Below are 26,284 nucleotides of genomic sequence, written 5' to 3'. Positions count from 1 at the left end.
GAACGCCGGGGTGGGGCGGCGGCGGGGTCGGCGGATGCTCCATGGGGGGCGTAAGCGACTGGGATACCTGTCGGGTGCGGGGTGGGGAACGGCTGAGTTACCAGTGGCTTTGCGGGGGGGTGACGGGGGGTTCTTGGGGCCGGGGCTTGGGCGGGTGAGCGTGGGTGTGGTGGTGGGGTGTGGGAAATGGGTGGGTTGTCGGGATCTAGCTATTAGCATCGGGTGGCATGACGTCGCCCGCTTCTGGACGCCGCCGGCGGCGTCCGGTACTGGTACCGCTGGTCGTGCTGCTCGGCGCGGCCGGGGTGGGGACGGTGGCCGCCGCCGGAGGTCTTGCTGAAGGGCCGCCCGAGCGTCCGCCGCGGCCGCCGGCCGGCGCCGAGATCGATCAGGACGTGTTCCGCACCCGGGTCCGCGACGCCGTCGTGCACCTGGCGGCGGAGGACTCCGGGGCGCCGCGGAACGCGGTGCTCGACGTGACGTTCAGCGTGTACAACGACGCGCGGTCCAGCGTGCCGCTGGACTATCTGGAGCGGTCGCTGCTGCGGGTCGCCGCGCCGGGCGGCGAGCGACTGCTCGATGCGGGCCGGCGCTGGGAGCATCTGATGAGCGTGCCGGGCGAGGGCGGGGCGAGCACGCAGCTGCCGCCGCGGCGCACCTCCACCGTGCTGCTCCGCATCAAGGCACCGGGCACCGAGCCGGTGCCGGCCGGCGCATACCCGGCCCGGCTGGACATCGACTTCGGCCGGTACGAGAACCATGAGGACTTCCTGACCGGCCGGCACCGCGCTGAGCTGGTCACCGGGGACGACGAGCGGCCGCTGGTCGCCGCGCAGGTCGCCGTGCCGGTACGGAAGGCCGGGTGATGGCCGCTCCGCTGCGACGGCTCGCCGACGCGGTGGTGGCGCTGGCCATCGGCGCGGCCGCGGTGTACGCGCACACGCTGACGCTGGGGGCCGACGAGCTGGACGCGCCGCTCACCTCCCGCGCCGAGGTGGGGGCGACCGCGGTCACCGGCCGGTTCAGCGCCCGGCTGGGCAAGGTGGTGGCGGCCCGGTCGGTCCGGCTCGGCGACGGCCCGGACGCGCGTTCGCTCCGCGCCGGGGAGGGCGAGGTCTTCGTGGTCGCCACCGTCGCCGCCACCGCGCCGCGCGAGCCGGTCTGGCTGCGCGAGGCGTGGCTGCGCACCCGGGACGGCCTGGACTACGCCGCCTCCGACCGGACCGGGGTGGCGCGGGGCATCGGTCGGCCGGCGCAGCCCGGCTGGTGGACCGAGCGCCTGTTCGTGTTCGAGGTGCCGCCGGAGGCGCTGCCGGGCGCCGAACTGGTGATCACCGGACCGTCCGGCAACGGTCTGTACGACGAGATCTACCCGGGCCGCTACGACCAGCTGCGGCCGGAGGCGGCGCTGGAGCTGACGGCCGGGGACGCGGCGGCCACCCGCCTGCTGGCGGAGGTGAAGGACTCATGGCCGTTGACGGGATGAACCGGGAGGACGGCGGCGACCGGGAGGAGCCGGAGTTCGACGCCTTCGCGCCGAACCCGAACAACACCCCGCCCGGTTCGTCGACGGGTTCGTGGCCGGCCTTCCGGATCGCGCCGGTCCCGGCCGCGCCACCGGCCGGGACCGCGCCGCCGGCGGCGGCCGAACCCTCGGTGTTCACCCCGGCCACGCCCGCCGCGGCGAGCATCCCGGCGGGCACGCCGTCCGCGTCGCGCCCGGAAGGCGCCGGTACGGCCGGGGGCGGGTCATCGGCTTTCACGCCGGCCACGCCCGGCGCCGCGAGTACGCCGTCCGCGTTCCGTCCGGGAGGCGCCAGTACGGCCGGGGGCGGGTCGCCGGCGGCCGTACCGGGGGCTCCGGACGCCGGGTCCCCGGTGCCGGAGACGACCGGTGCCGCCGGGTCCGGGGCGGGTGCCGCGGATGTGGACGGAGCCCGCCCCGGGCCCGGCGCGGGCGATGGGCGGGCCGGCCGGCGGGGGCGGGTGGCCGGGGCGGTGCGGGCCGGGCTGGTGGGGGTGACCGCGGTCGCGGCGGTCGCGGCGACCGTCGGCGTGCAGTGGTGGGATCGGGCGCGGTGGGTGGCCGAGCGCTACCCGGCCGAGAAGGTGACCGAGGTGGCGACGGGGAGCAGCACGGTGCTGCACGGCGTCGCCTGGCAGGCCGGCGTGAGCACCGGGCCGCCCGGCGCCGGCGACCCGGCGGGCACCGTCACGCTGCGGGCGACCGTCCGGCTGACGCCGCGGTCGGCCGCGGCCGCCGCGGGCTACGAGCCGCCCGCCTACCGGTTCCAGGACCGCGACGGGCACCGGTGGACGGCGCTGCAGAGCGACGGCCCGATCCGGCTGGACCTGCGGGCCGGGCAGACCGCGTCGGCGACCGTCGTCGGCTCGGTTCCCGCGGCCGCCCGCGACTCCGCCGAGCTGGTGCTGAGCTACTCGCCTGGCGAGACGCTGCGCTTCGCCCGGTGACGGGTCGCCGCGATGTCGAACGCCGCGGCGACCAGGCAGAGGGTCAGGGTGGTGACCAGCAGGTCGCGGCCGAAGCGCACCGGGATCTGGTAGAGCTCCCAGTAGAGCTGGCGGTGCGCCGTGCCGATCAGGTAGTAGACGCCGCGCTCGGCGTACCCGGCGCCGACCGGCAGCAGGGTGACGCACAGGCAGGTCATCGCGACCAGCGGGGCGCCGCCGCGCAGGGTGAGGCGCAGGGCGTGCAGCACCGGCGGCCACCGGTCCAGGCCGGCCCGCACCGCGAGCAGGCCGGCGCCCCGCCGGGTGAGCCGGTGGGTGCGCCCCTGGACGGCGCCGGCCGCCCGGGCCAGCGGCGTGCCGGTGACCAGCGCGCGGCCGTCCTCGGAGTAGGCGCCGTAGACCAGCATGGCCAGGGTCAGCCAGGTCAGCGGCGCGACCAGGCCGCCCATGATGTGCGGCCGGACCTCGGCCAGCCACTCCATCGCCGCCTGCCAGCCGGGGATCGACGCCTCCAGCGACGCCCAGCCGTCATTCCACCAGGTGGTGACGGCGCGCTGTCGCAGCCAGGCCGACCGCTGGTCGGCGAGCAGCAGGACAAGGGCGGCGCCGTAGAAGGTGAACGCCAGCTCGCAGAACGCCACGCCGAAGGCGAGCCGGCCGCCGCCGCGGCGGTCGTGCAGGGCGGCCAGCACGTACCTGGCGACCAGTGCCACGGCGGTGAAGATGACGGCGGTCCGCACGTCGAGGACCAGGTTGGTGCCGGCGTCCGGGGGCACCGGCCTGGCCGGGGCGGCGGCCCCCGGGGTCAGGGCGCTCTCCATCAGCCGGGCCACGTACACGTCGTACTGCCCGGCGAACCGCTCCATGTCGGCGTCGGCGAACTCCCGGGCGTCGGCGGCCTGCCAGCCCCAGGCCAGGTAGATCGCCACGAACGCGATGATCGACCGGCCGAGGGCGCCGCTCAGCGGCTCGTCCGGCTCGCCCGCCGCGCGCCGGGCCCGGGTCTCGGCGAGCGCGCCGCGCAGCGTGCGCAGCATGCCGACGGTGACGACCATGCCGAGCATGACGGTCAGCACGAAGATGAGCATGACGCCGGCCAGCCGCCACTCCCGATGCGAGCCGTGGGACAACTCCGAGCCGGCGACCAGCAACCCGAACCGGCCGAGCCGCCCGATGGCGAACCACAGCGCCAGCGGGAGCAGCCGGCACGTCCAGATCTCCAGCGCGTGCAGCGGCAGCGCGTACGGCGAGAACCGCCGGCCGCCGCCCGGCGCGCGGTCCCGCGGCGCCGCACGCGGCGCCCCCGCCGCCTGCACGATCATCGAATCGGACATCCTGCGCATGTTATCGAGCAGGCCGGGCGGGCGCAGGACATCGCGCGATCCGTCCACCGGCCGGTGGGCAGTGTGACTGATGCGACAGAAGGGGCATAAGCACCGGCTACCATCCTGTGGCATGACGTCTGCCGATCCCGGCGCCACCGGACCTCGCCGGCGCCCGGTCCTGGTGCCGGTGCTCGCCGTGCTCGTGGCCGCCGCCGTGGGGCTGACCACCGCCTTCGGCGGGCTGGAGGAGTCGCCCGAGCCGGAGCCGGTGCGGCTCGGCAAGGGCGGCGAGCTGGACCAGGGCCGGATGCGCACCGTCTTCCAGGACGCGGAGGTCGGCGCCGGCCAGGAGCACGTCGGCGTCCCGGACAAGCGGTACCTGCGGATCGTGCTGAAGGTCACCAACCAGAGCGACCGGACGATCAGCGCGCAGACCATGGACAACGCCCTCATCACCGTCCGCACCGATGTCCGGCGGCTCAAGCCGCCGGCCGGCTCCGACGACCTCGGGCCCCGCATCGTCACCCTGGACGACGGCACGCACCCGTACGGCCAGCTGCATCCGGGGGTGCCGACCACGGTGGTGATGGCCTTCGAGCTGGCCCAGGGCGAGCGCGCCCCGAAGAGCGTGCGCATCGAGGCGGCCACCTTCGTGCTGACCGAGAGCTTCATGTCCGGCGACCTCAACTGGCTGCCGGTGCTGAAACGGGAGAAGGCCCTGCCGGACGGCGAGCCCACCCCGGCGCCGAGCAAGGCCACCCGGCCGCCGCAGCTCGTCGCCGCCGAGGTCGACCTGCCGGTCCGGGTGGCGGGATCATGATCGACCCGCCGAGCGGCCGGCCCGCCGCGCCCGCCCCGGTCTCGCCGCGCCGGGCACCGGCCTGGCGCCGGCTGCTGCACGTGGCCGTCGGGCTCGCCCTGATCGGTGGCGCCGGTTACGCGCACGAATTCGTGCTCCCGCCGGACCGGCTGGACGACCCGCTGACCGCGACCGGCGGCCCGCGCGAGGAGATCAGGATGGACACGTTCTCCGCCCGGCTGGAGGAGGTGCGGTTCGCCCGGTCGGTGCGGGTCAAGAAGGAGTTCGGCACGGACGAGGCCACCACCCGGCAGATCTTCCTGGTCGCCAAGGTGGGGGCGACCTCGGTCCGCAAGCCGCTGAAGCTGTCGGCCTTCCTGCTCACCGCGGACGGCCTGCGCTTCGACCCCACCGATCGGGTGGACGCGGGCGCGACGCTGGCCGAGAAGTGGGTGCAGCCCGGCTGGTGGCGGTCCGGCCTGTACTTCTTCGAGGTCCCGCCGGACAAGGTCGCCGGAGCGCGCGTCGTCGTCACCGATCCGCAGGTGCTGTTCGAGGACTGGGTTCCGGAGGTCGCCATGGATCTCGGCCTGGACGAGGCCGGGGCCCGGCGGATGATCTCCGAGGCCGAGGACGGGTACGAGGTGACCGGCTGATGACCGAGCAGAACCCGAACGACACCGGCGTCTGGGGTCCGCCGGTGAGCGAGCCGTCCTGGTTCATGCCAGCCCGGCGGATTCCGCGGGCCGACACCCGCGTCTGGCCGCCACCGGACCCGGCCGGCGACCCGCGCGGCACCTCGACGGTGCCGATCCCGGTGGTGGGCGACCGCCCGCCGTCCCGGCCCTGGCCCGGCCCGCCCACGCCACCGGCCGGCCCGCCCGCGCCGCCGCCCGGCCCGCCGGTGCCGGGACCCGGCGAGCCGCCGTTCTCCGCCGCCGAGGCGGACGCCGGCCACGGCGGGCGGCCCCGCCGGCGGCGCCGCGCGCTGCCCGGGCCGGTCAAGGTCGGCCTGCAGCTGGCCGGCGCGCTGGCGCTGGCCGCGGCGCTGCTCGGGGTCCGGGGCTGGGACGCCTACGACCGGTACCGGCAGACCGACCCGGCGCCCGTCGTCCAGCGGGTGGCCGCCGGGCAGGCGGCGACGCTGGAGCACGCCCGGTGGCGGCTGCTCGGCATCGGGCCCGGCCCGGAGCAGATGACGTCGTCCGACCCGCCGGACCGGGTCACGCTGCAGATCAGCGTGGAGGCGACCGTACTGGACGACAAGGGCAGGTTCCTCAACATCAGCCCGCCGGCGTTCTACCTGGGCGACCGCTCGGGTCGCACCTGGAAGGCGCTGCCGTGGAAGTCGCCGCCGGACCAGATCGAACCCGGCTCGGCCGGGAGGTTCACCCTGATCAGCTCGGTCCCGAGACCGCTGGCAGGCCAGGTCGAGCTGGAGGTGTGGCCGAACGAGCGGGTGGCGAAGGAGGAGTCGGGTCCGTACCTGCGGTTCCGCCGCTGACCGCCGCCGCGCGCCGCCGGCGTTCCGCGCCGGCCGCGACGTCGAAGGTGGCGGCCAGCAGGCAGACGGTCAGCACCGCCTTCGCCAGGTCCACGGCGAAGTCGATGGGGATGAACAACACGTTCCAGAACATGTACGGGTGGTCGGTGCCGGCCAGGTACTCCAGGCCGCGCCGCGCGTAGCCCTCACCCACCTCCAGGCCGGCGAAGCAGAGCGCGAACATGCCGAGCAGCGGCAACCCGGCCCGCAGGGTGAGCCGCACGGTGTGCGCCCAGGCCACCCAGTGCACCCAGCGGCCCAGGAACATCGAGGCGAGCCGACGGGTCAGCGCGTGCGTGCGGCCGGCGAACTCCCGCCCGGCCCGGGTGGCGCGGTCCTCGATCCGGGTGCCCCGGATCACCGCGGTGGCGTCCTCGGCGTACGCCCCGTACATGAGGATCGCCACGGTCAGCCAGGCGCCGGGCAGCACCAGCGCCTCCCAGGCGTACGACCAGAGGGTGCCGATGACTCCGGTGATCGCCTCCCAGCCGGGGATGTGCTCGCGGGCGGCGGCCATCAGGTCGTCCCACCAGGTGTGCGCCACCCGGCTGCCCAGCCAGTTGCCGCGGGACCACAGCACCTGCACGCCGAAGTAGAAGAAGGCCAGCTCGGCGAACGCGGTGGCCAGCCCCGCCGTCCGGCTCTGGGTGCGGTCGTACCACGCCGCCAGGAAGAACCGGGCGACGAAGGCGACGACCGTGATGGCGAAGCTGACCTGCAGGCTGAGCGCGACCAGGCCGAGCGCGGTGTCCCGACCCTCGCCGGTGGCGAAGTCGGAGAACGCGCCGAGGTAGCCGTACTGGGCGCTCTGCCGCGCGAGGTCGACGTCGACGAACGCGTGCACGTCGTCCAGGTGCCAGCCCCAGCTGAGGTAGAGCACCACGAAGGGCACGATCACCCGGGCCGCGACGTCCGGCAGCCCTTCCCGGGCGCCGCCCTCGGCCCGGCGGGCGCGCATCTCCGACAGCGCGCCGCGCAGGGAGTGGAACATGCCGACCATGACCAACAGGTTGGCCAGCACCATGATGATGAAGACCAGCATCGTGAGGGCGCGCCGCAGGTCGGGCATCGAGCCGTGGGACATCTCGGTGGCGCCGACCAGCAGCCCGAAGCGCACCAGCTCGCCGGCCGAGTACCACATGACCAGCGGGAGCAGGCAGCGCCCGGCGAGCCGCAGCATGTGCAGCGGCAGCGACCAGACCGACGGGATACGCAGCGATTCGGACATCCGGTGCATCCTATCGACGGCGTCACTCCCGCCGCAGCAACATCACCGGCGGCGTGGTGAACGCCGGAGGGCCGGCGCCTCCGCCAGGAGACACCGGCCCTCCACCGGGCACCGGCCCGGGACGTTCACGGCCGTCAGACGGCCACCTTCAGCTCGGCCACCTCGCCGACCCGCGCCTCGACGGGCACATCCTTGGTGAGGCCGCCGCCCGCGATGATGCGGACGGTCCACGAGCCGGGGCCGGCGAAGAAGCGGAAGACGCCCTCCTCCGACACCACGACCTCGCCGGTGAACTCACCGGTGCGGTCGAGCAGCCGGGCGTAGGCGCGATCGGTGCCGGTGACGACACCCTGGATCACGGCCTGGTTCCGCAGATCGATCCCGGCCGGCAGTGCGATGGTCTGCTCCGGCGCGGCGCAACCCTGAGCGGTCATCAGCGGGCCTCCCCCAGCTCGATCGGCACGCCCACCAGCGAGCCGTATTCGGTCCACGATCCGTCGTAGTTCTTCACGTTCGGCTGGCCGAGGATCTCGTGCAGCACGAACCAGGTGTGCGCCGACCGCTCGCCGATGCGGCAGTAGGCGATGGTGTCCTTGTCGAAGTCGACTCCGGCGCCCGCGTACAGCGTGCGCAGCTCCTCGTCGGAGCGGAAGGTGCCGTCGTCGTTGGCCGCCTTGGACCAGGGGATGTTGCGCGCCGTCGGGATGTGCCCGCCGCGCTGCGCGGCCTCCTGCGGCAGGTGGGCCGGAGCCAGCAGCTTGCCGGTGAACTCGTCCGGCGAGCGGACGTCCACCAGGTTGAGCTTGCCGATGGCGGCGACCACGTCGTCGCGGAAGGCCCGCAGCGAGTGGTCCTGGTCCTTGGCGACGTACTGGGTGGCCGGCCGGGCCGGGGACTCGGCCACCAGCTCGCGGGAGTCCAGCTCCCACTTCTTGCGCCCGCCGTCGAGCAGCTTGACGTTCTCGTGGCCGTACAGCTTGAAGTACCAGTAGGCGTAGGCGGCGAACCAGTTGTTGTTGCCGCCGTACAGCACGACGGTGTCGTCGTTGGAGATCCCGCGGGCCGACAGCAGGGCCTGGAAGCCCTCCCGGTCCACGAAGTCGCGGCGGACCGGGTCCTGGAGGTCCTGCCTCCAGTCGATCTTCACGGCGCCACGGATGTGGCCCTTGTCGTAGGCGCTGGCGTCTTCGTCGACCTCGACGAGGACGACGCCAGGGGTGTCGAGGTTGGCCTCGACCCAGTCGGCGTCCACCAGTGCGGCGGAGCGGCTCATTCGGGAACCTCCCGTATTTCGGGTTGCGGCGGGCGTGAGACGGCTGATGATCAGATGGCGTGCGCGGCCCGGGCTGCGGCGACCGGGGCGGCGTGGCGGGCGGCCGGGCGGGCCGCGGCGGCGAGGACGGCACCGGTGGCCGGTAGCGGCCGGGTGTCGCCCGTGGGCGGGAGGAGTGCCGGGATCAGCGTCAGGACGGCCGCGGGATACCGCGTGCTTCGTGGATCAACCTGCATGGCAAGGAGCTCCTGAAGGAATCGTGCCGAGAACGCGTTGATCGGGCACTCTTCGGATCGGGGCGGCGAACGGCCGCGCGATCGACCTCAGGCAGCAGGACAGAGCGCGGTGGCGACGCGGCAGAAGTCGACCGCGCGCCGCTTCGTCAGCAGCTCTGTCATGGGCACCATGCTCACGACAGTACCCCCCGTCTTGCCATCTGTCACGTGGCGTCCGGTTCATGAGACGGGACGTCCCGGGAGAGGCCGCCGTCCGGCACCAGAGCACCGAGCGCGGCGATCACCTCCGCCCGGCGCGGCGGCCCGGCGGCCCGGCGGACGATCCGGCCGGCCGCGTCCAGCACCAGGACGGTGGGCGTGCTCGTCACGCCGAGGCGCCGCACCAGCTCCAGGTGGGACTCGGCGTCGATCTCCACATGCCGCACGCCGGGCACCAGACCGGCCACCTCGGCGAGCACCCGCCGGGTCGCCCGGCAGGGCAGGCAGAAGGCGGTGCCGAAGTGCACCAGCGTGGCCAGCTCGCCGAAGGCGGCGCCGCCCAGGTCCTGGGCCGTCATCGACCGCCCGTCCTCCACGGCGCCTCCTGCCGCGCGTCCCGCCATGCCTGCCATCGCCTGCGTCAACATCGCGCCGCCGGGTGCCATTCCCGCGCCGGTCAGCGCCGATGCGGGACCGAGACCAGCCGCTCGCCGGCGGCGGTGCGGATGTCGAACCGGCGGATGCGGTCGCCGGCCAGCTCGGTGTGCCCGGTGAACGTGCTGGCGGCGGTGCCGTCCACCGTCCAGCTGCCCACCGGGGAGGCGGTGCCGTCCAGGCCGATCGCGGTCAGCCGGCAGGACGTCCCGCCGGGCACCCCGGTGACCGTCACCCGCACGGTGGTGCCCGCGCCGCCGGGCACCAGCCGCAGCGTGGCGCGGACCTCGCCCTCGCGGGCGGTGAGCGTTCCGGCGGCGGGCGGCGACGTCGCGGCGGGGGACGCCCGCCGCCCGGGAGGCGTCGTCTCCTGCGCCAGCATCGGGCGATCCGCCGCTCCCTCTCCCGCGTCGTCCGACCGGCGGTCCGCCTGGCCCTCCTGGCCGTAGCCCTGCGCGTCCGCGCCGGCCGCGGCGTCCTCGGCGCCCTGGGCCGGCGCGGCCACGGTGCTCGCCGTCTCCTGCGGGCCGCGCACCGCCATCCAGCCGGTACCGCCGATCACCACCGCGGCGACCGACGCGGCCAGGCCGAGCATGACCCGGTTCAGCCGGCGGCGCCGGGCCGAGGCCGTGACCAGCCGGTCCAGTACGGCGGCCGGCGGGCTGGTCACCTGCTCGATGTCCGCCTCCGACACCCGGCCGAGCAGCGCGGGCAGGCCGCTCAGCTCGGCGAGCTCCGCACGACACTCCGGGCAGGTCGCCAGGTGCGCCTCCAGCAGCACCGCCTCCTCGGCCGGCAGCGCGCCGAGCACGTGGGCGCCGAGCGCCATCCGCATGTCGTCGCAGGTGCTCACGGCGCCAGCCCTCGTTCCTCCAGCGCCAGCTTCAGCGCCCGCAGAGCGTAGTAGGTGCGGGACTTGACCGTGCCGGGCGGGATGCCGAGCACCTCGGACGCCTCCTTGACCGAGCGGCCGCGGTAGTAGGTCTCCAGCAGGACCTCCCGGTGCTCGGGGCGCAGCGCGCCGATGGCGTCGGCGACCCCCCATGCCTCCACCGCCCGCTCCAGCTCGTCCTCGGCCGGGATGACCGCGAGCGCCTCGTCGCCGGTCTCGGCCGGCCGGGACCGGCGGGCCCGGGCGTGGTCGACCACCAGGTTGCGCGCGACGGTGAACAGCCATGCCCGCACCGGGCGGCCGGCCAGCGCGTCGGGGTGGCGCCACGCGCGCAACAGCGTCTCCTGAACCACGTCCTCCGCCTTGCCCGGATCTCCCGTTAGTCGCAGCGCGTATCCGTACAGTGGCCCGCCGTGGTCGGCGAATAGCGTCCGGATCAGCTGCTCGTCGGCGGTTCCGGCGGGACTCACATCCTCATGACGTACCACGCCCCGGTCCGGTTCAGCGGTGGCTCAGCCGCGCAGCGGCACGTCACTGGCCACGGCGTCGACCGCCAGGCCCTCGGGAACGCTGCGCACCCGCTTGATCTCCAGGTTCAGCGGCAGGTCGCCGATCGGCACGTCGAAGCTGAGCAGCCGGGAGGCGTTCGGCACCTGGATGCCGTTCACGCTCTCCGGTGACAGCCGGACGCCGCCGCGCACCACCTGGACCTTCATCTTCGCGGTGACCGGGACGGTGATGCCGGCCACGGTCAGCTCGCCGGTGACCTGCAGCGAGTCGTCGCCGCCGCCCTCGATCTTCAGGCCGCGGGGGGCGCGGGCGGACAGGGTCTCCCGGGAGATCACCACGGTGCCCTCGACGTCGTCGGCGCGGATGTCGGCGCCGGCGGCGTTCTGCACCAGGTCGGCGAGCGGCGCCCGCACCCCGCGCAGCACCGCGTCCACCTTGGCGACCTTGGCGCCGTCCGGCGTGGTCATGCCGCCCATCGACAGGGTGATCTTCTCGTAGCGGCCGGCCACCGCCTGGGTGAGGAAGGGGATACCGTGCACCTCCACCTTGGGCTGGGCCGGCAGGTCGTACTGGGCGGCGACCTGGCGGGCGATCTCCCGCTCGACGCCGGCGACCGCGACCCGGTCGAGCACGGCGAGCAGGACGCCGAGCAGGACGAGGAATACGAGCAGCTTGCGCATCCGGCTCCTTCGACAGGCCCGCCCGCGACGGGGTTTCCGTGCGCCGACCCTCTCCCCCGTGCCCGGGGTACGAAACCCGCATCGAGCAGGGGGAGCGCAGCTATGCAACGGAATGTAACCGAATGTCGGAAGTTAGCGGCAAATACCCGGAAACCCGAGCGGCGCCGGCCCGCGGAGGGACCGGCGGTCAGCCGCCCGCGAAGGGGGGGAGCACCTCCACGGTGGCTCCGTCCGGAAGGGCGACCCGATGCGGGTCCCGCACGCCGGCCGGGGAGCCGTCCACCAGGAAGGAGGACCGCGCCAGCACCCGCGGCAGGTCTGACTTGTCATGCTTTTGTGTGATTTTGAGCACAAGCTCTCCCAAGGTGGCCGCCTCGAAGGGCTCCTCCGCGACCCCGGCGGCCTCCTTCGCCGCCGCCCAGTATCGGACCGTCCCCTTCGCCATCGAGCGACCTCCAGGCCATGACCGGCAACCGGACCGCCCAGGTGTCGGTCACGCACCGCACGGGAATGGTTACGTATATTTCCCGCGTGATGAAGTGTTCACCAGATGGGCGGTCTATGGACGTGCGTTTCCTCTGGGCTATCCTCACGTACTGACGGGACCTGGGCGACGTAGCCCCCGGGTCCTTTACGTGTTTGTACGGCACCTGCCGTTACAGCACGCCGAGGAGGCGGATGCGTTGCGTGAGCGGCTCGGCGTTTCCCGTCTCCGGATCGACCTTCTGGAATGGGAGGCGCTGTGAGTAACCTTCTTCTGCTCACCAACGCTCTGGAACCCTCGGCGGAGGTTCTGCCCGCGCTCGGGCTGCTCCTCCACTCCGTACGGGTCGCGCCCGCGGAGGGGTCGGCGCTCATCGACGCACCGCCCGCCGACGCCGTGCTGGTCGACGCCCGCAAGGAGCTCGCCCACGCCAAGAGCCTGTGCCGCCTGCTGCGCACCACCGGCATCGACTGCCCGCTGATGGTGATCGTCACCGAGGGCGGGCTGGCCGCGATGACCGCCGAGTGGGGGGCCGACGACGTCCTGCTGGACACCGCCGGCCCGGCGGAGGTCGAGGCCCGGCTGCGGCTGGCCACCGGCCGGCGTTCGCTCGCCGCGACCGAGGAGGTCCCCGACGAGATCCGCAGCGGCGACCTGTCCATCGACGAGGCCACCTACACCGCGCGGCTGCGCAACCGCGCGCTCGACCTCACGTTCAAGGAGTTCGAGCTGCTCAAGTACCTGGCGCAGCACCCCGGCCGGGTCTTCACCCGGGCCCAGCTGCTGCAGGAGGTCTGGGGCTACGACTACTTCGGCGGCACCCGCACGGTGGACGTGCACGTCCGCCGGCTGCGGGCCAAGCTCGGCGCCGAGTACGAGTCGCTGATCGGCACCGTGCGCAACGTCGGCTACCGCTTCGTCCCCGACCGGGGCGGCGAGCAGGCCGACGACCGCGAGCCGGTCCCCGCCCGGCACTGACCTCCCGGGACCGGCCTTCCCCGCACCGGCCGGCCACCGCGGGCGTCCGGCACGCTCACCCGCGCGCGACGACGCCGCGGGCGGGCCCGCCCCCGCGGACGGGAGCGGGCCCCGGGCCGTGGCGAGCCGATCAGCCGGCGAGCGTGATCCGGTCGGTGGCCGGCGGGGCCACCGGGTCGTGCGCACCGAGGTAGTCGACGAAGGCGTCGATGTCCAGCGGGCCGCTCCACAGGTCGGTGCCCTCCTTGAACACCGTGAACCCGTCGCCGCCGCCGACCAGGAAGTTGTTGGCCGCCACCCGGATCTTCCGGTCCGCCGTCACCGCGGTTCCGTTGATCTTGATGTCGGACACCCTGGAGCCGATCGGCTGCGCCTGGCTCATCGTGTAGGTCAGCGACGCCGAGGGCTGCAGGATGCGCACCGTCGACCCGCCGCTCTGCCACTGCTGCTCCAGCAGCGCGTCGAGCTGCGCCCCGGTCAGGGTGACCACCTGCATCAGGTTGTTGAACGGCTGGACGGTGAACGCCTCGCCGTAGGTCACCACCCCGTCTCCCTCGGAACCGCTCTGCGCGTAGGTCAGGTCGGCGCGGACGCCGCCCGGATTCATCAGCGCGATCTCCGCGCCGCCTTCCTGCGTCGCCGCCAGCTGGGCGTCGGCGATCAGGTCGCCGAGCGGCGACTCGCCGGACGGCGCGGCGGCCCGGCCGATGTTCGCGGTGATCTTGCCGACCGGCTTGTTCGCGACGGTGGACACCCGGTCCTTCCAGGTCGCCACCAGGCCGGCCACCGCCGGGTCGGGAGTGACGTCCCTGGTCACGACGTGGTTGTCGGCGGCGACCGAGGAGCGCACCACCTCGCCGGTCCGGCGGTCGACCTTGAAGTCGATCGTGGTCAGCACCCGGCCGAACGACGAGCCCTGGGTGTAGACGCGGTCCTGGCCGGCCGGGTCCTTGGTCGTGCAGATGTACGCCTGGTGCGAGTGCCCCATGATCACCATGTCCACGTCCGCGCTCAGGCCCTGAGCGATGCGGGTGCCCGCGCCCGGGGTCACCGGGCAGGCGTCCGGGCTCTGGTTCGGGGTGATCTGGTCGCCCTCGTGCACCAGCGCCACGATGGCCTTCACGCCGGCCGCGCGCAGCAGCCGGGCGGCGCGGTTGCCGCCCGCCACCTCCTCGCCGAACTTCAGACCGGCGATGCCCGAGGCGGTCACGATGGACGGGGTGGTCTGGGTGACCAGGCCGATGAACCCGACCGGCACCCCGTTGACCTTCTTCACCGCGACCGGCGGCAGCACGTACCGGTCGTCGCTCTCCTTGGTGACGTTCGCCGCCAGGTACTTGTACGCGGCGCCCTTCCACTTGCCGGCCGGGGAGCAGCCGTCGGTGGGGTGGCAGCCGCCGTTCTGGATGCGCTTGAGCTCGGTGAGGCCCTCGTCGAACTCGTGGTTGCCGACCGAGGACACCTTCAGCCCGATCTTGCCGAGCACCTCGGCGGTGGGCTCGTCGTGGTAGGCGGCCGAGATCAGCGGGGACGCCCCGATCAGGTCGCCCGCCGCCACCACCAGCGATCCCTTGCCGGCCAGCGACTTCAGGTGGGTGGCCAGGTACGCGGCCCCACCGGCCGGCACCGAGGTGCCGGTCTCGTCGACGATCGCGCCGCCGGAGCCGGTGGGCGGCTCCAGGTTGCCGTGGAAGTCGTTGATGGAGACCAGCCGGACGGGCACCGTCTGCGGCGGCTTGGGCTTGGGATGAGCCGACGCGGGGGCGGCGGCGACGGCGAGCCCGGTGGCGGCGACGAGGCCGGCCACCGCGAGCCGCGTGAACGATCGTGGCGTCATGTCAGCCGAGCCTAGAGTCGGAACCTTAGCGACAAACGTCGCAGAGATAACGATTCACCCCACGGAGTGATGACGTCCTCCGCCGATTAGAGTGCCAGGCATGAGCGTGCGCGTCGAGACCCGGGACCGGCTGACCGATGACGAGGTGGCCGCCGTGCGCGCGCTGGTGGACGCGGCCACCGAGGCCGACTCGGTCCGGCCGCTGAACGAGCACGTCATGCTGCACCTGCGCTACGGCGGCGACCCGGGCGCCCGGGTCATCCTGCTGTACGCGGGCGACGAGCTGGCCGGCTTCGCGCACGTCGACCCGACCGACGAGGTGGAGGGGCCGAGCGGCGAGCTGGTCGTCCATCCGGCGCACCGGCGGCGCGGCCTCGGCCGCCGGCTCGCCGAGGCGGTGCTCGCCGGCACCGGCGGGCGGCTGCGGCTGTGGGCGCACGGCGACGGCGAGGGCGCCGGGCGGCTCGCCGCCGCGCTGGGCTTCACCCGGGCCCGCTCGCTGTGGCAGATGCGCCGCTCGCTGTACGCCCCGCTGCCGGCCGCGCCGATGCCCGACGGCTACCGGCTGCGCACGTTCGAGCCGGGCGCCGACGAGAAGGCGTGGCTGGCGGTCAACGCCCGGGCGTTCGCCACCCACCCCGAGCAGGGCGCCTGGACCATGGCGGACCTCGAACGCCGCGAGCGGGAGCCGTGGTTCGCCCCCGAGGGCTTCTTCCTGGCCGTCCGGGACGGCGAGCTCGCCGGCTTCCACTGGACCAAGGTGCACGGCGGCGACGGCCCCGACGACCACGGCCACGAGCCGATCGGCGAGGTGTACGTCGTCGGCGTCGACCCCTCGGCCCGCGGCACCGGCCTCGGCCGCGCGCTCACGCTGGCCGGCCTGGCCCACCTTCGCGCCCGCGGCCTCGGCCAGGTCATGCTGTACGTGGACGAGGAGAACACCTCGGCCATCCGGCTGTACGAGTCCCTCGGCTTCACCCGCTGGGACGTCGACGTCATGTACCGCCACCGCTGAGCCTTAGGCTCGGGCCCCGGACGGTGGAGCCCGCAGCGGGCGCCTACCGGCGGGACCCGGAGCGCGGGGCCGTCCCCTACTCCACCATCCAGTGCAGGGCGAAGTAGACCAGCGCCGCCACCAACGCCGCCGCCGGAATGGTGAGCACCCATGCGGTGATGATGTTGCCCGCCACACCCCACCGGACCGCCGACAGCCGCTTGGTGGCACCGACGCCCATGATCGAGCTGGTGATGGTGTGCGTGGTGGAGATCGGCGCCTTGGCCGCGATGGCCATGGTGTAAAGCACCAGCGAGGCGGCCGTCTCGGCCGCGAAGCCCTGCGCCGGCGCCAGGTGGATGATCCGCCGGCCCAGCGTGCGCATGATGCGCCAGCCCCCGGAGTAGGTGCCCAGCGAGATCGCCGCGGCGGCCGCCAGGATGACCCACTGCGGGATCGGGTCGTCGGCCGCCAGGAAGCCGCCGGTGTACAGGGCCAGGAAGATCACGCCCATCGTCTTCTGGGCGTCCTGCAGGCCGTGCCCGAGCGCCATCGCGGCGGCGGAGACGGTCTGCGCGTACCGGAACCCCTTCGAGGACTTGTGCGGATTCGCCCGGCGGAAGATCCACAGGATCGCGATCATGATGATCGCGCCGAGCAGGAAGCCGACCAGCGGAGAGACGATCATCGGGATGACGACCTTCTGCACCACGCCCTGCCACTGCACGACGCTGGAGGCGGCCAGCGCCGCGCCCACCAGCCCGCCGATCAGGCCGTGGCTGCTGGAGGAGGGCAGCCCGAAGTACCAGGTGATCAGGTTCCAGGTGATGGCGCCGACCAGGCCGGCGCCCACGATGACCAGCCCATGCGTACCGCTGGGCGGCTCGATGATGCCGGTGCCCACCGTGCGGGCGACCTCGGTGCTGATGTGCGCGCCGACGAAGTTCATCGCGGCCGCCATGAACAGCGCGGCGCGGGGAGTGAGAGCGCGGGTCGAGACCGAGGTCGCGATCGCGTTCGCGGCGTCATGGAAACCGTTGGTGTAGTCGAACACCAGCGCGATGACGATGACGCCGATGACGAGGGCGAGCTCCACTTAGCTTTCCTTGACCGCGATCGACTCGATCGTGTTCGCCACGTGCTCGAAGGCGTCGGCGGCCATCTCCAGCTGGTCGATGACCTCTTTCATCTTCATGACCGTGAGGGCGTCGTACTCGCCGCCGAACAGCTTGGCCAGCAGCCGCCGGTAGACCTGGTCCGCCTGGTTCTCCAGCCGGTTGATCTCGATCCAGTACTCGTTGAGGTTGTTCATCGACCGCAGGCGCGGCATCGCCTCGGCGGTCAGCTCGGCCGCGCGCTCCAGCACCTCGACCTGGCGCACGACCTCCTTGGGCAGGTGGCCGATCTGGTAGAGGCCGATCAGGTCGGCCGCGGCCTCCATGTAGTCCATCACGTCGTCGAGGTTCGACGCGAGACGGTAGATGTCCTCGCGATCGAACGGCGTGATGAAGCTCTCGTTGAGCCGGTTCATGATCGCGTGGGTACGCTCGTCGCCGGCGTGCTCGCAGGCACGCATCTTCTCGGCCAGCGCCTCGCGGTCCGACCCGTCGCTGATGATCTCTACCAGCAGGCGGGAGGCGGTGACGAGGTTGTTGGCCGAGTCGGCGAACAGATCGTAGTAGCTGTCCTCACGCGGTGTGAGACGCAAGCGCACGTCGTTCTCCAGATGTGCGGGGATGGTCCGCAGAGAAGGGTACGGGCAACAGGCTGAAATGCGAAGTTCGCAGCAGTCACTACCTGGCGTAACCCTCCCTTCGCCGGGATGTCGCCGGAGGCCGGAACGCGGCCCCGGGCGGGCACCCGGCCCGGATCGCTCCCTCGCACCCGATCAGTGGCGGACGCCGCGAAGTGGCGGCGCCGGGCGTCCCAGGCCGGAAACCGCGCCAGGGCCCGCATGCGGACCCTCGCACCGGCCGGTATCCGGGCCGCCCGCGGCGCCACCACTCCGTACCACCATCACCGCCGCACCTCATGCCCCGGCGCGGCCGCCCGATGCGTCCGCCGGCCCGTCGATTTCCCCACCGGCCGTCCGGCCGGACCGCCACACCGCCCAACCTGCCGGAAGATCGGCAAAGTGGGCACCATGTTCATTCGACTGTGATCTACGCGGAACGGTCAGATGTGCGTGCGATGGAAGTTCAGGAAGGACCGGCTCGGCGTCGGCCCGCGCTGCCCCTGGTACCGCGAGCCGTAGCGCGTGCTCCCGTAGGGATGCTCGGCCGGCGAGCTGAGCCGGAACATGCACAACTGGCCGATCTTCATGCCCGGCCACAGCTTGATCGGCAAAGTCGCCACGTTCGACAGCTCCAGCGTGACGTGCCCCTCGAACCCCGGATCGATGAACCCCGCCGTCGAGTGCGTGAGCAACCCGAGCCGCCCCAGGCTCGACTTGCCCTCCAGCCGCCCGGCGATGTCGTCCGGCAGGCCGATCACCTCGAAGGTGGACGCCAGCACGAACTCCCCCGGATGCAGGATGAACGGCTCCTCCCCGTCCGGCTCCACCAGCCGGGTCAGCTCCGGCTGCTCGACCGCGGGATCGATGTGGGGATAGCGGTGGTTTTCGAACACCCGGAAGAACCGGTCCAGCCGCACGTCCAGGCTGGACGGCTGGATCATCCCGGCGTCGAACGGGTCGATCCTGACCCGTCCCGCGTCGAGCTCGGCACGGATGTCACCATCGGAGAGCAGCACGTCAGCAACCTACCAACCTCCCGCCCCCTCCCTCCCCTGCTCCGCGCCCGCGAACTCCTGTCACCCACAGGGAGGTGGCACGCCCGGACTTCCGCTAGAGTGGGTCCGTCATCAGGTCACTGATCGACGCGGGTGTAGTTCAATGGCAGAACATCAGCTTCCCAAGCTGACAGCGCGGGTTCGATTCCCGTCACCCGCTCCACACGCGAAGGCCCAGGTCAGGAAACATTCCCCGACCCGGGCCTTGATCTTTTTCCCCACCTGAACGATCTTCCGTGCAATTAGCTCGCAGCACCGGATGGCCGGCCGGTCGGCGCTCTCGCGCTGCGAGCCCGGGCCATGCGGTGGATCGCCCCCCAGGCTTTGCCGTTTCATCCAGGACATCTCAGTCGCCCTCCCGGGACCGACCTGGCAGTATCAGCAGGGAGGGGAGACATCATGAACTTCGATCGGATCGCCGTCGAGCCCGACAAACTTGAAGGAAAGCCCACCATCCGGGGCCTGCGGATCAGCGTTGAGACCGTAGTCCGGCTCGTCGCCGCCGATTGGTCCTTCGACGAGATCCTCTCCGACTACCCTGATCTCGAGCGCGAGGACATCAAACAGGCCCTCGAGTACGCAGCCGCCGCCACCAATGTTCACTTCTATCACCTTCGCGAGCCGGCGTGAACTTTCTGGTCGACGAGAACCTCTCACCTCGCATCGCCGACTTGCTGACCAAGGCCGGACACGACTCCGCGCACGTCCGTGACCTGCAAGCGACCAGCGCGCCCGACTCAATGATCATGAACATCGCACGAGCCGATGGGCGCGTCATCATCTCGGCCGACACCGATTTCGGTGCGCTGCTGGCCCAAGCCCGCGCAACCGAACCATCGATCATCCTGGTCCGCGAACTGCTGGAGCTCCGGCCGCCCGAGCTGGTCAACATCGTCCTCAACCACCTCGACGTTCTCGAACCGCATCTCCGTGCAGGCGCCATCGCTGCGTTCACCACTTCCGGCATCCGAGTGAGAACGCTCCCTCTCCGTTAAGTGAGGACCAGCCGCACCTGGGCACCCTGTTCGAGTAAGCGCATGCATGCCGGACGGCCCGCTTTCACCCGGGCGATCAGGGCGGATCATGAGAAAGGCGCGGCGAGACCGAGTGCCACCCCCTCCCCCACCGCAGGTGGAGGGCTCATGTCTCGCCGCGCCCGCTTGTGAGGGCTCAGCGGTCGATGTACTCGACCAGGGCCCGCGCCGCGCCGGCCACGTCGCTGACCGGATGCCGCTTCTCCGCCGACTGCCAGGAGAAGTACTGGCCGCCGTAGCCGACGAAGACCCAGATCGGCATGCCACGCGAGGGACGGACCATCAGCGCGCTCATGTTGTCGCGCAGGCCGGCCGCCACCCCCAGCCGGGTGAGTTCGTTACGGAGCTGCACGAGCTTGGACGTCTCGTCCGACAGGGGCGGGGGGTTCAGGTCCGCGCCCATGGCCTTGAGGATGATGGGATTCACTTTGGTCCTTTCCGACCCGTCCGGTGCCCAGACAGTCGAAACAGTCCCGTTCCTCCCGGGGGTGGCCATCGCCGCCGGCGTCAGGAAGCAGAAGTCCCCGGCGCGAGTTACACAGCTTTGTGCCACGGCCCCGGCATAACGAGCAGGGAACTGTGTCACTGGTCTGGACTGGCCGGGTCACCGTCGCCATCTCTCCTTGTGTGCACCCGCGCTCCCACGTCGGGAGGCGGTCTGACGTACCGTGTTGCCTGACGGAAAGACAAACAGCGAAGCCACCACGACGGGACCCCCAACCAAGCCCCCTTTTCGACCCCCTGAATGAGAGATTTGCCGGAGATGCCGACTGTCATCCCGAATGTGCAACTCCGTGCTTGGCGCAACGGTCACCAGCTCACCCGCGCCGAGCTGGCCAGTCGAATCAACGCCACCCCGACCGGCATCCGTGAAGGGCTCAACTGCGACGAGGAACGGATCCGGCGATGGGAGGCCGGCGAGGTCTCCTGGCCGCACGCCCCCTATCGCCTCGCCCTCGCCCAGGCCACCGGCCTGGATCCCGAACAACTCGGCTTCTCCCCCAACCGCCGAGGCACCGCCGGCCGCATCATCCAAACCGAGATCATCCCCGTCGACGCCATGCGCGCCGAAGCCGAGCTGTACGGAACCATGGAGCTGGCCCAGCAGCTCCAGGCGTCCGACGTCGGAACCGGGACGATAGAAGCGCTCACCGAAGCCGTCGACCTGCTGTGCCGCGCCTACCCGGTCGTCTCGGCCGCCACGTTGCGCGACCGCGTTCAGAAGCGTCTCGCCCAGGTGACCCGCCTACTGTCCGGCCGGCTCACCCTCAACCAACACCGCGAGCTACTGGTCATCAGCGGATGGCTCACCGCGCTACTCGGTTGCGTCCATTACGACCTCGGGGAACGCGAGGAGGCCGAGACCGCCCGGCGCGCCGCCTACGACATGGGCCTACAGGTCGGACACGGCGAACTCATGGGATGGGCCCATGAGATGTCCGCGTGGTTCGCTCTGGTCGAAGGTCGCTACGAAGACGTGGTCACTGCGGCCCGCATGGGCCAGGCCGCCGCCGGCCAGTCCAGCGCCATGGTTCAACTCACCCTGCAAGAGGCCCGCGGACTGGCCCGCATGGGGAACCGCAGGGAAGCGGACAAGGCCCTCAGTCGAGGTGCCGAACACCTCGCGCGACTGCCCATCCCCGAACACCCCGACCACCACTTCGTGTTCGACCACGCCAAGTGGGTGTTCTACGCCGCCACCGCCTACACCTGGTTGGGCGATGATGCCCGCGCCGAGGAACACGCCCTCGAAACCATCCAGATGCACACCCGCCCGGACGGCACCAGCAATGCCCCTATGCGCGTAGCAGACGCGCATATCGACCTCGGTATCGTCCACGCCCGACGCGGCGACCTGGACGCCGCCGTCAACCAGGGCATGGCCGCATTCGACATCGAACGCAAGTCCCTCACCGACCTGGTCAACCGAGCCGGCGACCTCGACCGCGTCCTACGCCAAACCTACCGCCGCGAAGCTTTGGCCCAAGAATTTCACGACCGCTACGCTGCCGCACGAAGAGCCCTTAGCAGTCGACGCCCGGAAATTCTCGATTAGCACCGAATGTCGAAATAGCATAGAAATGACTACGCATCCGCTATTCCTGGAATATACATTTCATCGATCGGATGTAATCGCTCGACCTCGTTGACTACCAGACGCCGACCAGGTCCTCTCTTCACCACCCCCTCAGCAAGTACGGTCCTTCCGTCCCGATGCCAAGAGATTGCCGTCTGATACTTCTCTAGTGATAGATCTATCCAAATCTCACACTGCCGCCCTCGACGAACCGTCGAAATAGCAATCTCTCCCCTCGCGTCATCCACATTACGTCTTAAAGCAACGATGTTGCCAGAAAAAGTATGACTAGTGTCTATTTTAAATCTGCGCAGCTTGTCGGCGGCCCTTTCAACCAGCTCGACCGACTCTGCTTCGATCGCCACACTTTTAGGGATGGTTACGGATGCAGGCACACTGCTTGCCCAGTTGAACGTAGCCTGTAGATCACCAATTGCCGGCTCTTTCAATATCTTCCCGAGATTCGTACAAAACTCACGGCTGACACCACGCTCTACGAGTTCCCTTAGAACCTCCTTTGTAGGTTCACGAGCCGGTTCCACCACAGATTCCTGGAGCGCCTGTAACGATTGAGCAAAAGTTCGCGTAACCCGTCGCTCAAAGGGCTCAGGAGGGCTTTGGTAGAGCCCTTCTAGATACGGCTGTGTATCCTGCATATCGTCAACGCTAGGCAATGGCACGATAATCGGTATGATAAAGGACCCTCTCTTGGTGTGGGCCATATGAGCTTGCTTCGCTACGGCGTCTCCTCGACGCGCATAGTTTCCACTAATCTCTGTACGTTCATGCCATGCCGTGGTAGCCGCCGACCTCAGCAAAGACTTTGCGGCAGATAACATCGTTGTCGCTGCACGCAAGGGAATTGTATCCACAATTTCACGATCGGTATCCGTTTTCAGTTCTGCGCGATCCATTAAACGATATCGAATTCGATCCAGAAGATCTAATGTGGCCACCTGCTCCGTTCCTGCAATTCTTCTCAGCGCTCCTACCAGGACATCTGGATCGGCGGTTTCGGCATGAGGAATTCCGATTCTACGATCATCTTTCCGCCACAGGGAGCCGGCCTGTCCGCGTCCCTGCTCGACCCATCCCACATCCTTCAGATAGCCACGTATCTCGCTGACTGCCGGCAAGGTGTATGTAGCCATAATTTCTCCTAAGTTCCAGAGAAAAAGCACGCCTCGAGGTCGTTTTCCCATATTTGTAGCGTTGCAGCAGTAAGGCGTTGTGTCTTGGGAATGGCTATGCGCGTCTGACCATTACCAGTATCATTGACCCTGATCCAAAAAGCAGCGGCATGCTGCAACGTTCCGCGCGCCTGATGCTCCAACCATTGGTGCGCCTTATCGTAGCCCAAGATTACCAATACAAGATAAACGGGTACAGAACATTTTTGCCACTTTTTCTGCCATGTGGTCTCAATCGGCCAACTTGCGGACTTCCCGGCGATATCAAACTTGGACGTGCACTTTACTTGCACGCGAACCGATCCAATCTCGAATTGCACCTCACAGTCTACGGCGTTCACGTCCTCGTCTGGCGAATTCTCGGACACACCGATACCCGCCTGACTGCAGATAGTTTTCAAATACGCCACACCAAAGCGCCCTTTAGAACCATTGGGAGAAAGAGTAGCTTTAGGGAGTATGCTCTCGGCAGTCAACATGTCATCCGTTCCCACATGCATAGTGTGTATGGGGATGACCTTGATGGGAAGTGCACAGATTGGTCTCGGCCATTAACGGAAGTCCAAAACCACACTTCCGGCATCGCCGGTATTACATCGGGAGCCTGAGTACCGCGACCTGTTGCCACGCATCGCGCATTGACACGCATATCTGCCGATTTGAGCTTATGAAGATCAAGGGCGGCGCTTCGCGCCGCCAGGCGGCCCTGCGCTCGGCCGCACGCTGCGCGTGCGGCCTGGGGGCCGTTCTCGCGCGCGGCCGGCTCCGAGCCGCCCAACGCGCGAGAACGAACCTTCACTCCTCAGAAGCAGAAACCTCATTCGGCTCGGCCGCTGCAGATCCTGCATCCCATCGCGCCAGGGCCTCCATCACTGCGGGAATGTCAGCCCTGTTCGCTCTGCTCAGTGCTTTCCAGCCCAGGATCGCTTGCACGATCCGGCCCGGAAGGTTTCGCACCGACCAGACAGCCGCCCCTGCGATCAGCACAGGAACGGCTTCGACAACATGCCCCACGAACTCGGGCACCATCGCGCCTTCTTCCCGTCCCTGCACAGAGGGATACGGGCCCCGAGATTAAGTTGGACAACGCTAAGGTCCGCGCTTCGGGGCGAACGTGCTCCATCGGCTCAGGACCTACGTCGAGACGTAGTACACGCATGCCGGATGGCCTGCGTGCGTGGTCAAAGGAAGTAAGCGTTAGCACCAGAATAAGCCTCCGGCGGGGGCGCTCCGGCTCCAGGATGATCTCGGCACACAATCGAGCGTTCTGGGGTGGCCCGAGTGGAACTGATCATCCCGTCCGCCATCGACCCGGGACAAGCCGAGCGGACCAGGGCCAGGGGGTCAAGGTCGTTCGTCCGGTGGGGCGCTCCACCTTGACCCCCTGGCCCTGCCCCGCTTCCCCTGCGGGCGGGTCGACGGCAGACGGGATGATCAGGCGCCCAACTCCAGGTCCGGCGCTTGATCACCGTGCAATTAGCGTGCAATTAGGCGGGGTGACGAGCGGTCAGCTACGGTCACTCCCGGCGTGGCCAGCCAGGGCCGTATGCTGCGGCGACGCGGTCAGCGGGCCGAGATCGGTACGATTCCCAAGCTGACAGCGCGGGTTCGATTCCCGTCACCCGCTCCACACACGAAGGCCCAGGCCGGGAGAAACCCCGGCATGGTCTCCGGTTACCGGAAAGTCATACTCGGCACGGTACGGCAATGCCTCGGGCCGATGTCGCCGCCGATGGCCTGTGTCCCAGCTCGGATCAGCCTGGAGTAGCCACGGCGTTGTGCAGTGCGGCATAGAGCACGGCCGGGTCGGTGGCGGACGGCCAGTCGCTTACCTGGCCGTCGCCGACTTCGATCACCCGCCTGACGCCGTCGGCCCGCTGCACCAGGTCCGTCGTGACGAAACGGCACCCGAGCCGGCGTACCGCGGCACGCACCTCGCTCAGGTCCCCGGGCGCTTCGGTGGCGGCTTGAGCGTCGTCGGGGTGCGGGCCCGCGAACACCGGCTCACCGTCGACCCACCACACTCGCAACTCGCGGCGCTCGAAGTTCTCGAAGCGCCGGATGACCAACCCGCCCACCAGGTCCTCACCCTGAAGCTCGACGAACCTGGCCACCACATCGGGTAGCCGGGCCAGGTTCGGCGCATAACAGGCGTCCGACCACTCATACTTGCGCGACTTGACGTAGTCCTTGATCACGAAACCGCCGTCGCTCCACCCGGCCACCGCTGACGCCAACCGTTTCACGTCTGGGGGAGCGGCGCTCGGCGCCATCGGCAGCACGACGGTACGCGGCGTCAGATGCCGGAAACAGTCGATCCAGCCGGGCAACTCATGCCCAGCGCGATACTCCTGCCCGCTGACGAGCAATCGGCAGCCACGGGCGCGCAACGCCTCCTCCATCGCCCGGTACTGCTCGGTCCGCAGCATCCACCCCCGGTACCACACAGGGCCGAATCCGCGCGGAACGCGCGCCACCGCCTCGGCGATCCGGTCGGCCTGGACCGCATCATGGTCGATCAGAGCCAGCCGACCGTCCAGATCCCGTACGGCTTGCGCCTGTGCCTCGAAATGCGGATCGACCCGCCGCGGGCGGAGGGGATCGGCGCAGAACAGGAAACCCGTCGGCATGATCGGCAGGATATAAGTACCGGCCCCGCCTCTCATCCTCTAATTCGATCGACCATGGGTTCTCACAGCGAACCGGCCTGATCCCCCATCAGCGATATCGGGTCAGCTGCTCCGCCCGAAGGTCGACGCCTGTGGTCGTGGTCGCCGTCCAGACGTCATCGAGCCGCAGCGCGGGGAAGTCCTCCCGCTGATATTCGGAGATCAACGAGAACATGACCTTGCCTTCCGGTATCCAATACTCTTCAAGGCAGGCCATGTTCATCCGGCTGACGTGATGAATCTCCACGCCTGCGCCGACGAGCCGGTTGGCCACATCCTCGAAGGGCAGCCGGCGCGGGAAGCTCCCGTACCGGATGCCGATCGCCTTCGGGACCATGTCGTCGAACCGGTGCATTTGCCCGGGGCGGACGTTGACGTGATCACAGATCCACTCGCCCGACCCGTCATGGAAGTTGGCGTCGATGAACCCGAACTGCCGCACCAGGTGGTGGTCGGTCCAGGAGGCCTCATGGAAGTCGTCCCCCAACGTGCCCGGCCAGTCGTCTGGACGGGAACCGAGACCGACGCCAAGGACCATGCCGGTGACCGCGAACTCGGCGAAGAAGTCGAGATAGGAGGACACCTCTAGCCCTTACCCGGCCCGGAGCCGGAATCAGCACCCGCATGCCATCGATCACCC

Annotated in this window: 32 protein-coding genes and 1 tRNA gene; 12 read left to right on the top strand and 21 right to left on the bottom strand. The window is 70.1% G+C overall.

Translation table 11 applies throughout. The features are described from left to right. The first annotated feature begins 227 nt into the window (after positions 1-227). From Sru01_RS23195 to Sru01_RS23185, 3 genes are read left to right on the top strand one after another with little or no spacing between them, the layout of a single operon-like run. Complete coding sequence (locus tag Sru01_RS23195) at positions 228-866, top strand: hypothetical protein (RefSeq protein WP_203989804.1); 639 nt, start codon at positions 228-230, stop codon at positions 864-866. Beyond that, entirely contained in the window at positions 866-1,486 is a 621-nt protein-coding gene (locus Sru01_RS23190) for a hypothetical protein (RefSeq protein ID WP_203989803.1), read from the top strand. Before Sru01_RS23195 ends, Sru01_RS23190 begins: the two co-directional genes overlap by 1 nt. Then, entirely contained in the window at positions 1,468-2,472 is a 1,005-nt protein-coding gene (locus Sru01_RS23185) for a hypothetical protein (RefSeq protein ID WP_203989802.1), read from the top strand. The genes Sru01_RS23190 and Sru01_RS23185 overlap by 19 nt, the downstream gene beginning before the upstream one ends. Here the strand turns inward: Sru01_RS23185 and Sru01_RS23180 are convergent. Next, positions 2,436-3,806, bottom strand: a complete 1,371-nt coding sequence (locus tag Sru01_RS23180) for a hypothetical protein (protein ID WP_203989801.1) — start codon at positions 3,804-3,806, stop codon at positions 2,436-2,438. The genes Sru01_RS23185 and Sru01_RS23180 overlap by 37 nt on opposite strands. A gap of 121 nt (positions 3,807-3,927) precedes the next feature. Here Sru01_RS23180 and Sru01_RS23175 point away from each other — a divergent pair, with 121 nt between their 5' ends. Genes Sru01_RS23175 through Sru01_RS23165 form a run of 3 tightly spaced genes read left to right on the top strand, consistent with a single transcriptional unit; the run spans position 3,928 to position 6,100 of the window. Then, positions 3,928-4,617: a hypothetical protein gene (locus Sru01_RS23175; RefSeq protein ID WP_203989800.1), complete on the top strand. Its 690-nt coding sequence runs from the start codon at positions 3,928-3,930 to the stop codon at positions 4,615-4,617. After that, complete coding sequence (locus Sru01_RS23170; protein ID WP_203989799.1) at positions 4,614-5,252, top strand: hypothetical protein; 639 nt, start codon at positions 4,614-4,616, stop codon at positions 5,250-5,252. Before Sru01_RS23175 ends, Sru01_RS23170 begins: the two co-directional genes overlap by 4 nt. Next, the gene (locus tag Sru01_RS23165; RefSeq protein ID WP_203989798.1) at positions 5,252-6,100 is read left to right on the top strand and encodes a hypothetical protein; all 849 of its coding nucleotides are present in this window, start codon (positions 5,252-5,254) and stop codon (positions 6,098-6,100) included. The genes Sru01_RS23170 and Sru01_RS23165 overlap by 1 nt, the downstream gene beginning before the upstream one ends. On the opposite strand, the gene Sru01_RS23160 is transcribed toward Sru01_RS23165, so the two are convergent. The 10 genes from Sru01_RS23160 to Sru01_RS23120 form a co-directional block, all read right to left on the bottom strand. After that, positions 5,994-7,367, bottom strand: a complete 1,374-nt coding sequence (locus tag Sru01_RS23160) for a hypothetical protein (protein ID WP_203989797.1) — start codon at positions 7,365-7,367, stop codon at positions 5,994-5,996. The two genes, Sru01_RS23165 and Sru01_RS23160, sit on opposite strands and share 107 nt — an antisense overlap. 134 nt (positions 7,368-7,501) lie before the next feature. Continuing rightward, entirely contained in the window at positions 7,502-7,801 is a 300-nt protein-coding gene (locus Sru01_RS23155; protein ID WP_203989795.1) for a DUF1416 domain-containing protein, read from the bottom strand. Beyond that, complete coding sequence (locus tag Sru01_RS23150) at positions 7,801-8,640, bottom strand: sulfurtransferase (protein ID WP_203989793.1); 840 nt, start codon at positions 8,638-8,640, stop codon at positions 7,801-7,803. The genes Sru01_RS23155 and Sru01_RS23150 overlap by 1 nt, the downstream gene beginning before the upstream one ends. Positions 8,641-8,690: 50 nt before the next feature. Then, positions 8,691-8,876, bottom strand: coding sequence for a hypothetical protein (locus tag Sru01_RS23145; RefSeq protein WP_203989792.1), 186 nt, complete (start codon positions 8,874-8,876; stop codon positions 8,691-8,693). Positions 8,877-8,963: 87 nt separating this feature from the next. After that, positions 8,964-9,038, bottom strand: a complete 75-nt coding sequence (locus Sru01_RS36635; protein ID WP_373869539.1) for a putative leader peptide — start codon at positions 9,036-9,038, stop codon at positions 8,964-8,966. Positions 9,039-9,079: 41 nt separating this feature from the next. Then, entirely contained in the window at positions 9,080-9,433 is a 354-nt protein-coding gene (locus tag Sru01_RS23140; protein ID WP_373869538.1) for a thioredoxin family protein, read from the bottom strand. Positions 9,434-9,531: 98 nt separating this feature from the next. Further along, entirely contained in the window at positions 9,532-10,362 is an 831-nt protein-coding gene (locus tag Sru01_RS23135; RefSeq protein WP_203989790.1) for an anti-sigma factor family protein, read from the bottom strand. Further along, entirely contained in the window at positions 10,359-10,871 is a 513-nt protein-coding gene (locus tag Sru01_RS23130) for a sigma-70 family RNA polymerase sigma factor (protein WP_203989789.1), read from the bottom strand. The genes Sru01_RS23135 and Sru01_RS23130 overlap by 4 nt, the downstream gene beginning before the upstream one ends. A 42-nt stretch (positions 10,872-10,913) precedes the next feature. Continuing rightward, entirely contained in the window at positions 10,914-11,591 is a 678-nt protein-coding gene (locus tag Sru01_RS23125) for an LmeA family phospholipid-binding protein (RefSeq protein ID WP_203989788.1), read from the bottom strand. Positions 11,592-11,778: 187 nt separating this feature from the next. Further along, positions 11,779-12,036 carry a MoaD/ThiS family protein gene (locus tag Sru01_RS23120; protein ID WP_203989787.1) on the bottom strand — a complete coding sequence of 86 codons (258 nt, stop codon included), beginning with the start codon at positions 12,034-12,036 and terminating at the stop codon, positions 11,779-11,781. Positions 12,037-12,333: 297 nt separating this feature from the next. On the opposite strand from Sru01_RS23120, the gene Sru01_RS23115 reads away from it, so the two are divergent. Further along, the gene (locus Sru01_RS23115) at positions 12,334-13,053 is read left to right on the top strand and encodes a winged helix-turn-helix transcriptional regulator (protein ID WP_203989785.1); all 720 of its coding nucleotides are present in this window, start codon (positions 12,334-12,336) and stop codon (positions 13,051-13,053) included. A gap of 130 nt (positions 13,054-13,183) precedes the next feature. Here Sru01_RS23115 and Sru01_RS23110 read toward each other — a convergent pair whose 3' ends face one another. Then, positions 13,184-14,890 (bottom strand): bifunctional metallophosphatase/5'-nucleotidase, encoded by a 1,707-nt coding sequence (locus Sru01_RS23110; protein WP_203989783.1) that lies wholly within the window; start codon positions 14,888-14,890, stop codon positions 13,184-13,186. A 100-nt stretch (positions 14,891-14,990) separates the two neighbouring features. On the opposite strand from Sru01_RS23110, the gene mshD reads away from it, so the two are divergent. Then, positions 14,991-15,905 carry a mycothiol synthase gene (gene mshD, locus Sru01_RS23105; protein ID WP_203989781.1) on the top strand — a complete coding sequence of 305 codons (915 nt, stop codon included), beginning with the start codon at positions 14,991-14,993 and terminating at the stop codon, positions 15,903-15,905. A 76-nt stretch (positions 15,906-15,981) separates the two neighbouring features. Here the strand turns inward: mshD and Sru01_RS23100 are convergent, their stop codons facing one another. The 3 genes from Sru01_RS23100 to dcd form a co-directional block, all read right to left on the bottom strand. Then, complete coding sequence (locus tag Sru01_RS23100; RefSeq protein WP_203989779.1) at positions 15,982-16,980, bottom strand: inorganic phosphate transporter; 999 nt, start codon at positions 16,978-16,980, stop codon at positions 15,982-15,984. Further along, on the bottom strand, positions 16,981-17,598 hold the full coding sequence (locus Sru01_RS23095; RefSeq protein ID WP_203989777.1) for a DUF47 domain-containing protein: 618 nt from the start codon (positions 17,596-17,598) through the stop codon (positions 16,981-16,983). A gap of 461 nt (positions 17,599-18,059) precedes the next feature. Continuing rightward, positions 18,060-18,635 (bottom strand): dCTP deaminase, encoded by a 576-nt coding sequence (gene dcd / locus Sru01_RS23090; RefSeq protein ID WP_203989776.1) that lies wholly within the window; start codon positions 18,633-18,635, stop codon positions 18,060-18,062. A gap of 128 nt (positions 18,636-18,763) precedes the next feature. Between dcd and Sru01_RS23085 the strand changes: the two genes are divergently transcribed. The 3 genes from Sru01_RS23085 to Sru01_RS23075 all read left to right on the top strand — a co-directional run bounded on the left by Sru01_RS23085 (position 18,764) and on the right by Sru01_RS23075 (position 19,669). Continuing rightward, a tRNA-Gly gene (locus Sru01_RS23085) sits at positions 18,764-18,837 on the top strand. Between the two features lie 236 nt (positions 18,838-19,073). Continuing rightward, positions 19,074-19,304, top strand: a complete 231-nt coding sequence (locus Sru01_RS23080) for a DUF433 domain-containing protein (RefSeq protein ID WP_203989775.1) — start codon at positions 19,074-19,076, stop codon at positions 19,302-19,304. Next, a complete protein-coding gene (locus tag Sru01_RS23075; RefSeq protein ID WP_203989774.1) occupies positions 19,301-19,669 on the top strand; it encodes a DUF5615 family PIN-like protein in 369 nt (122 codons plus the stop codon). The genes Sru01_RS23080 and Sru01_RS23075 overlap by 4 nt, the downstream gene beginning before the upstream one ends. A 175-nt stretch (positions 19,670-19,844) precedes the next feature. On the opposite strand, the gene Sru01_RS23070 is transcribed toward Sru01_RS23075, so the two are convergent. Then, positions 19,845-20,135 (bottom strand): hypothetical protein, encoded by a 291-nt coding sequence (locus Sru01_RS23070; RefSeq protein ID WP_203989773.1) that lies wholly within the window; start codon positions 20,133-20,135, stop codon positions 19,845-19,847. A gap of 336 nt (positions 20,136-20,471) precedes the next feature. On the opposite strand from Sru01_RS23070, the gene Sru01_RS23065 reads away from it, so the two are divergent. Then, positions 20,472-21,764, top strand: coding sequence for an NsdA family TPR-like regulatory protein (locus Sru01_RS23065; protein WP_203989772.1), 1,293 nt, complete (start codon positions 20,472-20,474; stop codon positions 21,762-21,764). Between the two features lie 29 nt (positions 21,765-21,793). Here the strand turns inward: Sru01_RS23065 and Sru01_RS23060 are convergent, their stop codons facing one another. The 5 genes from Sru01_RS23060 to Sru01_RS23040 all read right to left on the bottom strand — a co-directional run bounded on the left by Sru01_RS23060 (position 21,794) and on the right by Sru01_RS23040 (position 26,227). Then, the gene (locus tag Sru01_RS23060; protein ID WP_203989771.1) at positions 21,794-22,936 is read right to left on the bottom strand and encodes a hypothetical protein; all 1,143 of its coding nucleotides are present in this window, start codon (positions 22,934-22,936) and stop codon (positions 21,794-21,796) included. 8 nt (positions 22,937-22,944) lie between these two features. Further along, positions 22,945-23,454, bottom strand: coding sequence for a DUF4365 domain-containing protein (locus Sru01_RS23055; RefSeq protein WP_203989769.1), 510 nt, complete (start codon positions 23,452-23,454; stop codon positions 22,945-22,947). A 316-nt stretch (positions 23,455-23,770) separates the two neighbouring features. Beyond that, entirely contained in the window at positions 23,771-24,004 is a 234-nt protein-coding gene (locus Sru01_RS23050) for a hypothetical protein (RefSeq protein WP_203989767.1), read from the bottom strand. 725 nt (positions 24,005-24,729) lie between these two features. Beyond that, complete coding sequence (locus tag Sru01_RS23045) at positions 24,730-25,605, bottom strand: ATP-grasp domain-containing protein (protein WP_203989765.1); 876 nt, start codon at positions 25,603-25,605, stop codon at positions 24,730-24,732. 88 nt (positions 25,606-25,693) lie between these two features. Further along, complete coding sequence (locus Sru01_RS23040) at positions 25,694-26,227, bottom strand: hypothetical protein (protein WP_203989764.1); 534 nt, start codon at positions 26,225-26,227, stop codon at positions 25,694-25,696. Positions 26,228-26,284 lie beyond the last annotated feature (57 nt).

This window comes from Sphaerisporangium rufum (assembly GCF_016863395.1).
Lineage (GTDB): Bacteria > Actinomycetota > Actinomycetes > Streptosporangiales > Streptosporangiaceae > Sphaerisporangium > Sphaerisporangium rufum.
The sequence above is the reverse complement of the archived record's forward strand: the minus strand, read 5'-3'. Positions and strand labels throughout refer to the sequence as shown.